At 54.6% G+C, this 12789-nt stretch carries 8 protein-coding genes and 1 pseudogene; all 9 read right to left on the reverse strand.

Annotation, left to right across the window (positions count from 1 at the left end; genetic code table 11):
- Positions 1-94: 94 nt before the first annotated feature.
- Positions 95-4318, reverse strand: coding sequence for a DNA-directed RNA polymerase subunit beta' (rpoC, locus tag IMX17_RS24710; RefSeq protein ID WP_033644357.1), 4224 nt, complete (start codon positions 4316-4318; stop codon positions 95-97).
- 118 nt (positions 4319-4436) lie between these two features.
- Positions 4437-8465 (reverse strand): DNA-directed RNA polymerase subunit beta, encoded by a 4029-nt coding sequence (gene rpoB / locus IMX17_RS24715; protein ID WP_004929900.1) that lies wholly within the window; start codon positions 8463-8465, stop codon positions 4437-4439.
- Between the two features lie 332 nt (positions 8466-8797).
- Complete coding sequence (gene rplL, locus IMX17_RS24720) at positions 8798-9163, reverse strand: 50S ribosomal protein L7/L12 (protein ID WP_004929903.1); 366 nt, start codon at positions 9161-9163, stop codon at positions 8798-8800.
- A gap of 63 nt (positions 9164-9226) precedes the next feature.
- Positions 9227-9724, reverse strand: a complete 498-nt coding sequence (gene rplJ, locus IMX17_RS24725; RefSeq protein WP_004929905.1) for a 50S ribosomal protein L10 — start codon at positions 9722-9724, stop codon at positions 9227-9229.
- A gap of 338 nt (positions 9725-10062) precedes the next feature.
- Positions 10063-10767, reverse strand: a complete 705-nt coding sequence (rplA, locus tag IMX17_RS24730; RefSeq protein WP_004929908.1) for a 50S ribosomal protein L1 — start codon at positions 10765-10767, stop codon at positions 10063-10065.
- 3 nt (positions 10768-10770) lie between these two features.
- Positions 10771-11199 (reverse strand): 50S ribosomal protein L11, encoded by a 429-nt coding sequence (gene rplK, locus IMX17_RS24735; RefSeq protein ID WP_015376316.1) that lies wholly within the window; start codon positions 11197-11199, stop codon positions 10771-10773.
- Positions 11200-11364: 165 nt separating this feature from the next.
- Positions 11365-11910, reverse strand: a complete 546-nt coding sequence (gene nusG, locus IMX17_RS24740) for a transcription termination/antitermination protein NusG (protein ID WP_004929914.1) — start codon at positions 11908-11910, stop codon at positions 11365-11367.
- A gap of 1 nt (position 11911) precedes the next feature.
- Positions 11912-12295, reverse strand: coding sequence for a preprotein translocase subunit SecE (secE, locus tag IMX17_RS24745; RefSeq protein ID WP_004929916.1), 384 nt, complete (start codon positions 12293-12295; stop codon positions 11912-11914).
- A gap of 259 nt (positions 12296-12554) precedes the next feature.
- A pseudogene (locus tag IMX17_RS24750) lies at positions 12555-12789 on the reverse strand (elongation factor Tu); the annotation flags it as partial.

The raw sequence follows: 12789 nt of genomic DNA on the forward strand, positions 1-12789 counted from the left end.
CATAACCCGGCGCGAGGCGAAAAAAAACCGCCCCCTAGGGAGCGGTTTATCTGGCGATAGGCCCGGCGTAGCGGGCCCGCGGCGCGGATGACGATTACTCGTCGTCGCTGCCGCCCAGACCTGCGTTAAGCAGTTCGGCCAGGTTCGCAGTCGCTTCTTCCGCGCTGACTTGCGGAACAACCGGCGCTTCGCCCTGAGCACGACGACGCATGCGATCCTGATGATAAGCGTAACCGGTACCGGCTGGGATCAGACGGCCCACGATGACGTTCTCTTTCAGGCCACGCAGTTCGTCGCGCTTGCCGGCTACGGCAGCTTCGGTCAGAACGCGCGTCGTTTCCTGGAACGATGCGGCGGAGATGAAGGACTCGGTCGCCAAGGAAGCCTTGGTGATACCCAGCAGATCGCGCGAGAAGGTTGCCGGGATCTTACCTTCAGCTTCCAGCTGACGGTTGGCAATCTTGACGCGAGACACTTCAGCCTGCTCGCCTTCCAGGAACTCGGAGCCACCAGCGCTAACGATAGTGCCTTTACGCAGCATCTGACGAACGATAACTTCGATGTGCTTATCGTTAATCTTAACGCCTTGCAGACGGTAAACTTCCTGCACTTCGTTGGTGATGTAGCGGGTAACCGCATGCACGCCACGCAGACGCAGAATGTCGTGCGGAGACTCTGGGCCGTCGGAGACGACGTCGCCACGTTCCACCACTTCGCCTTCGAACACGTTGAGCTGACGCCATTTCGGAATCATCTCTTCGTAAGCGTCGCTGCCGTCCAGCGGAGAGATCACCAGGCGACGTTTGCCTTTGGTCTCTTTACCGAACGAGATAATCCCGCTGATTTCAGCCAGGATTGCCGGCTCTTTCGGACGACGCGCTTCGAACAGGTCGGCAACGCGCGGCAGACCACCGGTAATATCCTTGGTACCGCCGGATTCCTGAGGAATACGCGCCAGGGTATCACCCGCACCGATCTGAATGCCGTCTTCCAGCTGAACGATCGCTTTGCCCGGCAGGAAGTATTGAGCAGGCATATCAGTACCTGGGATCAATACGTCTTCGCCCTTAGCGTCAACGATTTTCAGTGCCGGACGCAGGTCTTTACCGCTACCGGTACGCTCTGCGCTGTCCAGAACAACCAGAGAAGACAAACCGGTCAGTTCGTCGGTCTGACGAGTAATCGTCTGGCCGTCGACCATGTCGGCGAAGCGAATGAAGCCGCTGACTTCACTGATGACCGGCATGGTGTGCGGATCCCAGTTAGCAACGGTTTCGCCGCCGTTAACTTCTTCACCGTCGCCTTTGCCCATCACGGCGCCGTAAGGCACCTTGTAGCTTTCTTTGGTACGGCCGAATTCGTCGATCAGTTTCAGTTCGGTGTTACGCGAGGTGATCACCAGCTTGCCTGCGGCGTTCATAACGAACTTCGCGTTGCTCAGCTTGATGCTACCCTTGTTTTTCACCTGAATGCTGGATTCAGCAGCCGCACGAGATGCCGCACCACCGATGTGGAACGTACGCATCGTCAGCTGTGTACCCGGCTCACCGATGGACTGTGCCGCGATAACGCCGATGGCTTCACCTTTGTTGATGATGTGGCCACGTGCCAGGTCGCGACCGTAGCAGTTTGCACACACACCGAAGTCGGTTTCACAGCTCACCACGGAACGGACTTTAACGCTGTCGACAGAGTTCTCTTCCAACAGGTCACACGCCTTCTCGTTCAGCAGGGTGTTGCGTGGCACCAGAATGTCCGCCGTACCCGGCTTGAGGACGTCTTCTGCCGTCACACGGCCCAGAACGCGTTCACGCAGCGGCTCTTTCACGTCGCCACCTTCGATAACCGGAGTCATCAGGATGCCGTCGTGGGTGCCACAGTCGTCTTCAGTCACCACCAGGTCCTGCGCCACGTCAACCAGACGACGGGTCAGATAACCGGAGTTCGCGGTTTTCAGTGCGGTATCCGCCAGACCTTTACGAGCACCGTGAGTGGAGATGAAGTACTGGAGTACGTTCAGACCTTCACGGAAGTTCGCGGTGATTGGCGTTTCGATGATGGAGCCGTCCGGCTTCGCCATCAGACCACGCATACCGGCCAGCTGACGAATCTGAGCGGCGGAACCACGCGCACCGGAGTCGGCCATCATAAAGATGCTGTTGAAGGAAACTTGCTGTTCCACTTCGCCGTCACGGTTAACCACGTCTTCTACCGACAGGTTTTCCATCATCGCTTTCGCAACGCGTTCGTTCGCGGCAGCCCAGATATCGATCACTTTGTTGTAGCGTTCGCCGGCGGTCACCAGACCAGACTGGAACTGCTCCTGGATCTCGGCAACTTCGGTTTCCGCTTCTTCGATGATCTCCGCCTTCTTGGCCGGGATAACCATGTCGTCGATACCTACGGAAGCGCCGGAACGGGCTGCGTAAGCAAAGCCGGTGTACATGATCTGGTCAGCAAAGATAACGGTCGGCTTCAGGCCCAGGATGCGGTAACAGGTGTTCAGCATCTTGGAGATCGCTTTCTTGCCCAAAGGCTGGTTAACGATCGCGTACGGCAGACCTTTCGGTACGATCATCCACAGGATGGCGCGGCCGATGGTGGTGTCGATGATGCTGGTCTGAGAGGTCCACTCGCCTTCGGCGTTCTTGACGTCTTCGGTGATACGCACTTTAACGCGCGCATGCAGCGACGCCAGGCCGGCGCGGTAAACACGCTCAGCTTCTTTGGAACCGTTCAGCACCATGCCTTCGCCTTTGGCGTTAACACAGTCGCGGGTCATGTAGTACAGACCCAGTACAACGTCCTGAGAAGGAACGATGATTGGCTCGCCGTTCGCTGGGGACAGGATGTTGTTGGTGGACATCATCAGCGCACGCGCTTCCAGCTGGGCTTCCAGCGTCAGCGGTACGTGAACGGCCATCTGGTCACCATCGAAGTCGGCGTTATATGCCGCACAAACCAGCGGGTGCAGCTGGATCGCTTTACCTTCGATCAGAACCGGTTCAAACGCCTGGATACCCAAACGGTGCAGGGTTGGTGCACGGTTCAGCAGTACCGGGTGTTCGCGAATCACTTCGTCCAGGATATCCCAAACGACGGCTTCTTCACGCTCAACCATTTTCTTGGCGGCTTTGATGGTGGTGGCCAAGCCACGCAGCTCCAATTTGCCGTAGATGAACGGTTTGAACAGCTCCAACGCCATCTTCTTAGGCAGACCGCACTGATGCAGACGCAGGTATGGACCTACGGTGATAACGGAACGGCCTGAGTAGTCAACGCGTTTACCGAGCAGGTTCTGACGGAAACGACCCTGCTTACCTTTGATCATGTCGGCCAAAGATTTCAGAGGGCGTTTGTTGGAACCGGTGATCGCACGACCGCGACGGCCGTTATCCAGCAGGGCGTCTACCGCTTCTTGCAGCATACGCTTTTCGTTGCGCACGATGATGTCCGGCGCAGCCAGATCCAGCAGGCGTTTCAGACGGTTGTTACGGTTGATCACGCGGCGATACAGATCGTTCAGATCCGACGTCGCGAAACGACCGCCATCCAGCGGAACCAGCGGACGCAGATCCGGCGGCAGTACCGGCAGCACGGTCAGGATCATCCACTCCGGCTTGTTTCCGGACTGTACGAACGCTTCCAGCAGCTTGATACGCTTGGTCAGCTTCTTGCGCTTGGTTTCGGAGTTGGTTTCGTTCAGCTCTTCACGCAGCTGCTCGCACTCGGCTTCCAGATCCATGTTTTTCAACAGGGCCTGAATGGCTTCCGCACCCATCTTGGCGTCGAATTCGTCACCGAACTCTTCCAGCGCGTCCAGATACTGCTCTTCGGTCAGGATCTGACGACGCTCGAGGTTGGTCATACCGCCTTCGACCACCACATAGGATTCGAAGTACAGTACGCGTTCGATGTCACGCAGCGGCATATCCAGCAGCAAACCGATGCGGGATGGCAGCGATTTCAGGAACCAGATGTGCGCAGTCGGGGAAGCCAGCTCGATGTGGCCCATGCGTTCACGACGCACTTTGGTCTGGGTCACTTCAACGCCGCACTTCTCACAGATCACGCCGCGGTGTTTCAAGCGCTTGTACTTACCGCACAGGCACTCGTAATCTTTTACCGGCCCGAAGATACGGGCGCAGAAAAGGCCGTCACGCTCTGGTTTGAACGTACGGTAGTTAATGGTTTCCGGCTTCTTAACTTCACCGAACGACCACGAACGGATCATGTCTGGCGAGGCCAGAGCAATCTTGATCGCATCAAACTCTTCGGTCTTAGTTTGCGCTTTCAGAAACTTCAATAAGTCTTTCACGGATTGGCTCCTGTCGGAGTTAAACCTGTTGGGCACCCACAACCGCAGTAGGTACCCGTGTGACCTGAACAACCACCCTCAGGCTCCCTTAGGCGGGGAGCCTGAGCCGGAATGACGATTACTCGTCTTCCAGTTCGATGTTGATGCCGAGCGAGCGGATTTCTTTCAACAGTACGTTGAAGGATTCCGGCATGCCTGGCTCCATCCGGTGATCGCCATCCACGATGTTTTTGTACATCTTGGTACGGCCGTTAACGTCATCCGACTTAACGGTGAGCATTTCCTGCAGGGTATAAGCCGCGCCGTATGCTTCCAGTGCCCACACTTCCATCTCACCGAAGCGTTGACCACCGAACTGCGCTTTACCACCCAGAGGCTGCTGAGTAACCAAGCTGTAAGAACCGGTTGAACGGGCGTGCATTTTATCGTCAACCAAGTGGTTCAGTTTCAGCATGTACATATAGCCGACAGTAACCTGGCGCTCGAATTGCTCACCGGTACGGCCATCGAACAGCGTGATCTGACCGGAGGTCGGGATACCGCCCATTTCCAGCAGCTTCTTGATTTCAGTCTCTTTCGCACCGTCAAACACCGGCGTTGCGATCGGCATACCTTTTTTCAGGTTCTCTGCCAGACGCAGCACTTCGTCGTCGCTGAAGGTGTTCAGGTCAACTTTCTGGCAAACGTCGTCGCCCAGATCGTAGGCCTTCTGGATGAACTCACGCAGCTTGGCCACTTCCTGCTGCTGCTTCAGCATCTGGTTGATCTTCTCACCGATGCCTTTCGCAGCCATACCCAGGTGGGTTTCCAGGATCTGACCGATGTTCATACGTGATGGTACGCCCAGCGGGTTCAGTACGATGTCTACCGGCGTGCCGTTTTCATCGTAAGGCATATCTTCGATCGGGTTGATCTTGGAGATAACACCCTTGTTACCGTGGCGGCCCGCCATCTTGTCACCCGGTTGGATCTGACGTTTAACGGCCAGATAAACCTTGACGATTTTCAGTACGCCCGGCGCCAGATCGTCGCCCTGAGTAATCTTACGACGCTTGGCTTCCAGCTTCTTCTCGAAGTCGGATTTCAGTTCGTCGTACTGCTCAGCCAGCTGCTCCAGCTGGTTTTGCTTCTCTTCGTCGGTCAGGCCCAGTTCCAGCCAGCGATCGCGCGGCAGCTTGCTCAGCTTGTCGGCTTCGATGCCACCGGCAACCAGTACCGCGTGGATACGCGCAAACAGGCCGGCTTCCAGGATCTGCAGTTCTTCAGTCAGGTCTTTCTTCGCCTGCTTCAGCTGCATCTCTTCGATTTCCAACGCGCGCTTGTCTTTTTCCACGCCATCGCGGGTGAAGACCTGCACGTCGATAACGGTACCGGAAACGCCGTTCGGCACACGCAGAGAAGAGTCTTTAACGTCAGACGCTTTCTCACCGAAGATCGCACGCAGCAGTTTCTCTTCCGGCGTCAGCTGGGTTTCGCCTTTAGGCGTTACCTTACCGACCAGGATGTCGCCGCCGGTCACTTCAGCACCGATATACACGATACCGGACTCATCCAGCTTGGAGAGCGCCGCTTCACCCACGTTAGGGATGTCGGCGGTGATCTCTTCAGGCCCCAGCTTGGTGTCACGAGACACACACGCCAGTTCCTGGATGTGGATGGTGGTGAAGCGATCTTCCTGCACCACGCGCTCGGAGACCAAGATGGAGTCTTCGAAGTTGTAGCCGTTCCAAGGCATGAACGCTACGCGCATGTTCTGGCCCAGCGCAAGTTCACCCAGGTCTGTCGATGGGCCATCCGCCAGCACGTCGCCGCGCTCGATTGGCTCACCCAGATTCACACACGGCATCTGGTTGATGCAGGTGTTCTGGTTAGAACGGGTGTACTTGGTCAGGTTGTAAATATCGATACCTGCTTCGCCCGGGTACATCTCGTCTTCGTTAACTTTGATAACGATACGGGAAGCATCCACGTACTGAATCACACCGCCGCGTTTGGCAACGGCGGTTACGCCGGAGTCAACCGCTACAGCGCGTTCCATACCGGTACCGACCAGCGGCTTATCAGCGCGCAGGGTTGGTACGGCCTGACGTTGCATGTTCGCACCCATCAATGCACGGTTGGCGTCATCGTGTTCCAGGAATGGAATCAGTGAGGCACCAACGGAAACGACCTGCTGGGTGGATACGTCCATGTAGTCAACCTGATCGCGGCTAAACAGGCTTGATTCGCCTTTGCTGCGGCAGGTGACCAGGTCTTCTACGAAGCGGCCTTCTTCATCCAGGTTGGAGTTCGCCTGGGCGATAACGAAGTTGCCTTCTTCAATAGCAGACAGATAGTTGATTTCATCGGTCACCACGCCGTCACGCACGCGGCGGTACGGGGTTTCCAGGAAGCCATACTCGTTAGTCTGTGCGTACACGGACAGGGAGTTGATCAGACCGATGTTTGGACCTTCCGGCGTTTCGATTGGGCACACGCGGCCGTAGTGGGTCGGGTGTACGTCTCGAACTTCAAAGCCGGCGCGCTCACGGGTCAGACCGCCCGGGCCCAGTGCGGAGATACGACGCTTGTGCGTGATCTCGGACAACGGGTTGTTCTGGTCCATGAACTGGGACAGCTGGCTGGAACCGAAGAACTCTTTCACCGCCGCCGAAATCGGTTTGGCGTTGATCATGTCCTGAGGCATCAGGGTATCCAGATCGCCCAGAGACAGACGCTCTTTCACCGCACGCTCAACACGCACCAGACCTACGCGGAACTGGTTCTCGGCCATTTCGCCGACGGAGCGGATACGACGGTTGCCCAAGTGGTCGATATCGTCCACTTCGCCCTTGCCGTTACGGATATCGATGAGCTTCTTCATCACTTCGATGATGTCGTCTTTGCTCAGGATGCCCGAACCTTCGATCTCGTCACGCAGCAGAGAACGGTTGAACTTCATACGGCCAACCGCGGACAGATCGTAGCGGTCTTCGGAGAAGAACAGGTTCTCGAACAGGCTTTCGGCAGCTTCGCGCGTTGGCGGCTCACCAGGACGCATCATGCGGTAGATTTCTACCAGCGAGCTCAGACGATCGTTAGTCGGATCGACACGCAGCGTTTCAGAGATGTACGCGCCGTGGTCCAGATCGTTGGTGAACAGCGTTTCGATGCGCTTGTGGCCGGACTGGCTCAGCTTGGCCAGCAGATCCAGCGACAGCTCCATGTTGGCTGCGCAGATCAGTTCGCCGGTATTGGTATCGATATAGTCTTTCGCGACCACTTTGCCCGCGATGTACTCTACCGGTACTTCAATGCTCTGAATGTCGTCTTTTTCCAGCTGACGGATATGACGAGCGGTGATGCGACGGCCTTTCTCTACGTAGATCTTGCCGTTGGCTTCGATATCGAACGAAGCGGTCTCACCACGCAGGCGCTCTGGCACCAGCTCCATCTGCAGCTTGTTGTCGCGGATTTCGAAGACGATCTTGTCAAAGAACAGGTCGAGGATCTGTTCAGTGGTGTAGTTCAGCGCGCGCAGAATGATGGTCGCAGGCAGTTTGCGGCGACGGTCAATACGCACGAACAGGTTGTCTTTCGGATCGAACTCGAAGTCCAACCATGAACCGCGGTAAGGGATGATGCGTGCGTTGTACAGCACTTTACCCGAGGAGTGGGTTTTACCCTTATCGCTGTCGAAGAATACGCCAGGACTACGGTGCAACTGAGATACGATAACCCTCTCAGTACCGTTGATCACAAAGGTGCCGTTTTCGGTCATGAGCGGAATTTCGCCCATGTAGACTTCTTGTTCCTTGATGTCTTTGACCGTACCTTCAGGCGCTTCGCGCTCATAGATAACCAGGCGCAGTTTTACGCGCAGCGGTGCAGAGAACGTCACACCACGGATCTGGCACTCTTTGACGTCGAAGACCGGCTCACCAAGACGGTAGCTAACGTATTGCAGCTCCGAATTGCCACTGTAGCTCTGGATAGGGAAAACAGAACGGAATGCGGCTTCAAGGCCGTACTGCCCTTCTGGATCTTGCTCGATAAACTTCTGGAACGAGTCAAGCTGGATAGAAAGGAGATATGGTATGTCCAGCACTTGTGGACGTTTACCAAAATCCTTACGAATACGTTTTTTCTCGGTATAGGAGTAAACCATAGGGTTCCTCAGCTCGCTGATCAGTGACCCAATCTGTCCGTCCGATTAGGGACAGTTCATGCAACACCGTTTTGTCGACCGGAAAGCGGGAACACTTTCCGCAATATCTCTTGCTATCACGCTTAAACCATTTCATCGCGCCTTCCCCCAGAACTCCTGGTAGTGCAAAGACCGCGGTATATTAAGTCGTCGATAGAAACAAACATTGGGAGGCGAAACCAGCAGCCAAACAGTGTGAAACGCTACTGGCGCCCTACAGCGCAAAAAGGCTGGTGACTAAAAAGTCACCAGCCATCAGCCTAAAAGACTAGGCTGCAACCGGAAGGGTTGGCTTATTTAACTTCAACTTCTGCGCCAGCTTCTTCCAGAGATTTTTTCAGAGCTTCTGCGTCATCTTTGCTCACGCCTTCTTTCAGAGCGGCTGGAGCAGATTCAACCAGGTCTTTAGCTTCTTTCAGACCCAGGCCGGTAGCGCCACGTACTGCTTTGATAACAGCAACTTTGTTAGCGCCTGCAGCTTTCAGGATAACGTCGAACTCAGTTTTCTCTTCAGCAGCTTCAGCTGGGCCAGCAGCTACAGCTACAGCAGCAGCAGCAGAAACGCCGAATTTTTCTTCCATAGCGGAAACCAGTTCAACAACGTCCATTACGGACATAGCGGCAACTGCTTCCAGGATTTGGTCTTTAGTGATAGACATAACAATTGTTCCTAAAATTCAGAAATAGTTTAAATACGTTAGCAAAGGCTAAGAAAGAGTGGCTTACGCCGCTTCTTTCTGATCGCGTACTGCAGCCAGAGTGCGAACCAGTTTGCCGGCAGCGGCTTCTTTCATGGTTGCCATCAGGCGTGCGATCGCTTCTTCGTAAGTTGGCAGCGTCGCCAGGCGGTCGATTTGCGCCGCTGGGATCAGCTCACCTTCAAAGGCCGCAGCTTTAACCTCGAATTTTGCATTCGCTTTCGCGAACTCTTTGAACAGACGAGCAGCAGCGCCCGGGTGTTCGTGAGAGAATGCAATCAAGGTTGGACCGACAAACGTGTCTTTCAGGCATTCGAATGGAGTGCCTTCAACTACGCGACGCATCAGGGTGTTGCGAACAACACGCATGTAAACGCCAGCTTCACGACCTGCTTTACGCAGTTCAGTCATTTTATCTACGGTAACGCCGCGGGAATCCGCAACAACCGCAGACAGCGCGCCTTTGGCTACTTCGCTGACTTCAGCAACAATCGCTTGTTTGTCTTGAAGATTTAATGCCATTAGCTTTTTGCTCCTGGATTAGCCGGGGAAAATCCCCCGGAACTCACTTCACTCGGCGCTTTGTAAAACGCCACGCCGAGCGGCTTAACACGGTGAGCAGAATCCAGCAAAGACATTCTTTTATAAAAAAGAAAAATTTTCTTAGGCTCTGTCACCGTCTACGCAGGAAGGATTAAGCATCTTGCGATACACCTGCGGTCTTGGACGGAGGCCTGGATAGGCCAGGCTCCAACCGAAAAATCTTTGTTTTGCCTACGGCATAGCCAATAGCAAAACCTTGGGGCATAAGATTCTAGACAAATCTCGGCCCCAAGTCAAAGCGATAATCGCAAGTGCGATTAGTTCGCTGCGGCAGACAGACCGCTTTGATCGATAGCAACGCCAGCACCCATGGTGGTGGAGAGGCTAACTTTCTTGATGTACATGCCTTTCGCCTGAGAAGGTTTTGCTTTTTTCAGCGCAACCAGCAGGGCTTCCAGGTTTTCTTTCAGTTTGTCTGCGTCGAAATCAACCTTACCGATAGTGGTATGGATGATGCCGTTTTTGTCGTTACGGTAGCGAACCTGACCTGCTTTAGCGTTTTTCACTGCTTCAGCAACGTTCGGAGTAACGGTACCCACTTTCGGGTTTGGCATCAGGCCGCGTGGACCCAGGATCTGGCCCAGTTGACCTACAACGCGCATTGCATCCGGGGAAGCAATAACAACGTCGAAGTTCATTTCGCCTTTCTTGATCTGCTCAGCCAGATCGTCCATACCTACCAGCTCTGCGCCGGCAGCTTTCGCTGCTTCAGCGTTAGCGCCTTGGGTAAATACGGCAACGCGAACGGAACGACCGGTGCCGTGTGGCAGAACGGTAGCGCCACGAACGTTTTGGTCAGATTTACGAGCGTCGATACCGAGGTTAACGGCAACGTCAACGCTTTCTACGAATTTAGCGGTGGCCAGCTCTTTCAGCAGAGCAACAGCTTCAGTGATGTCATACTGTTTAGTAGCATCAACTTTGTCACGGATCACGCGCATGCGCTTGGTCAGCTTAGCCATCTCTTAATCCTCCACTACCAGGCCCATGGAACGAGCGGTACCTTCGATGGAGCGAGTCATCGCTTCAACGTCAGAACCAGTCATGTCCGCAGCTTTGGTTTCTGCGATTTCACGTACCTGAGCACGGGTCACTTTACCTACTTTGTCTTTGTTCGGCTTACCGGAACCAGACTTGATACCAGCCGCTTTTTTCAGCAGAACTGCTGCTGGCGGGGTTTTGGTAACGAAAGTGAAGGAGCGATCAGAATAAACGGTGATAACAACCGGAATCGGCAGACCTTTCTCAACGCTGTCAGTTTTAGCGTTGAATGCCTTACAGAATTCCATGATGTTAACGCCCTGCTGACCCAGAGCTGGACCCACTGGTGGGCTCGGGTTAGCCATACCAGCTGCAACTTGCAGCTTAACGTAGGCTTGTACTTTCTTAGCCATTTAAATTTCCTCGGTTTGGGTAGTATCGCCTCGTGAGAGGCTCCCCGTGTTTAACCTCGCCGGACAAACATCAGGCAAGGCATCTAAAAACAAAAGGCGCGAAATTGTAGTTCAATTTCGCGCCTTTGACAAGCGGCAACGGACCGCTTATTGCTGATTATTCGATCAGCCTTTTTCAACCTGGCTGAAGTCCAGTTCCACCGGCGTTGCACGGCCGAAGATGGAAACGGAAACTTTCAGGCGGCTCTTTTCGTAATCGACTTCTTCGACCACGCCGTTGAAATCGGCAAACGGGCCGTCGTTGACGCGCACCAGCTCGCCCGGCTCGAACAGCGTTTTCGGACGCGGTTTGTCACCGACCTGCTGCAGGCGGTTCATGATCGCATCAACTTCTTTATCGCTGATCGGCGCAGGACGGTCAGACGTACCGCCAATGAACCCCATGACACGCGGTACGCTGCGCACCAGGTGCCAGCTGGCGTCATTCATCACCATCTGCACCAGCACGTAGCCAGGGAAGAATTTACGCTCGCTCTTGCGACGCTGACCACCACGGATTTCAACCACTTCTTCCGTAGGCACCATCACTTCGCCGAACAGCTCTTCCATATCGTGCAGTTTGATGTGTTCACGCAGCGATTGCGCTACGCGACCTTCAAAACCGGAAAACGCCTGAACGACGTACCAACGTTTTTTTGGAGCTTCAGACATTTTAGAACCTCAGGCCAGTAATAAACGACACCAGACGGACCAGAATACCATCCAGCCCCCACAGAATCAGTGACATCACGGCGGTTACCGCGGCAACGATCAACGTGGTGTGTAGCGTTTCCTGACGAGTTGGCCAAATCACTTTACGTACTTCGGTACGCGCTTCGCGGGCAAACGCAACGGTAGCTTTGCCTTTGGTGGTCATCAGAGCCACTGCACCTGCAACGGCGATGATCAGCACAACTGCCAGCGCGCGCAATGGCAGGCTTAAATCACGGTAGTAATAGTTACCGACAATAGCCACAACCAACAGAACGGCGACGATCAGCCACTTTGCCGCTTCCAGGCCGCGTCCGCTCCCTTGAGCCTCGGTATTCGCACTCATAAACCAACCTGTCACAATGATGATTCAGAACAAACAACTTTGCCTCGCATTGCGAGGCAAACCAAACCGATCGGATACCGCACGAGCGATATCCCGGTGTTTTACGCCATGACGTATTCAGTCAATACGGTTTAAGAGCCCATCTCACCAATGATTATGACTGCAAAATCGCTGATGAGATAGGTTCTAGTTCACAGCGTAGAAAAAGGGCATCAAATGATGCCCTTTTATCGCGTGTCGCGTCAAACTTTATCAGCGATTAAGCGATAACTTTAGCAACAACACCAGCGCCTACAGTACGGCCGCCTTCACGGATTGCGAAACGCAGACCGTCATCCATCGCGATTGGGTGAATCAGGGTAACTTTCATGTTCACGTTGTCGCCTGGCATTACCATCTCTACGCCTTCTGGCAGTTCGATGGTACCGGTCACGTCAGTAGTACGGAAGTAGAACTGTGGACGGTAGCCTTTGAAGAATGGCGTGTGACGACCA

This window comes from Serratia sp. X3 (assembly GCF_014982455.1).
Taxonomy (GTDB): Bacteria; Pseudomonadota; Gammaproteobacteria; order Enterobacterales; family Enterobacteriaceae; genus Serratia; species Serratia ureilytica.

Bases quoted from the DNA above. Each gene is read 5' to 3' on its own strand.
- rpoB (WP_004929900.1), bottom strand. From the start codon at position 8,465: ATGGTTTACTCCTATACCGAGAAAAAACGTATTCGTAAGGATTTTGGT.
- rplL (WP_004929903.1), bottom strand. From the start codon at position 9,163: ATGTCTATCACTAAAGACCAAATCCTGGAAGCAGTTGCCGCTATGTCC.
- rplJ (WP_004929905.1), bottom strand. From the start codon at position 9,724: ATGGCATTAAATCTTCAAGACAAACAAGCGATTGTTGCTGAAGTCAGC.
- rplA (WP_004929908.1), bottom strand. From the start codon at position 10,767: ATGGCTAAGCTGACCAAGCGCATGCGCGTGATCCGTGACAAAGTTGAT.
- rplK (WP_015376316.1), bottom strand. From the start codon at position 11,199: ATGGCTAAGAAAGTACAAGCCTACGTTAAGCTGCAAGTTGCAGCTGGT.
- nusG (WP_004929914.1), bottom strand. From the start codon at position 11,910: ATGTCTGAAGCTCCAAAAAAACGTTGGTACGTCGTTCAGGCGTTTTCC.
- secE (WP_004929916.1), bottom strand. From the start codon at position 12,295: ATGAGTGCGAATACCGAGGCTCAAGGGAGCGGACGCGGCCTGGAAGCG.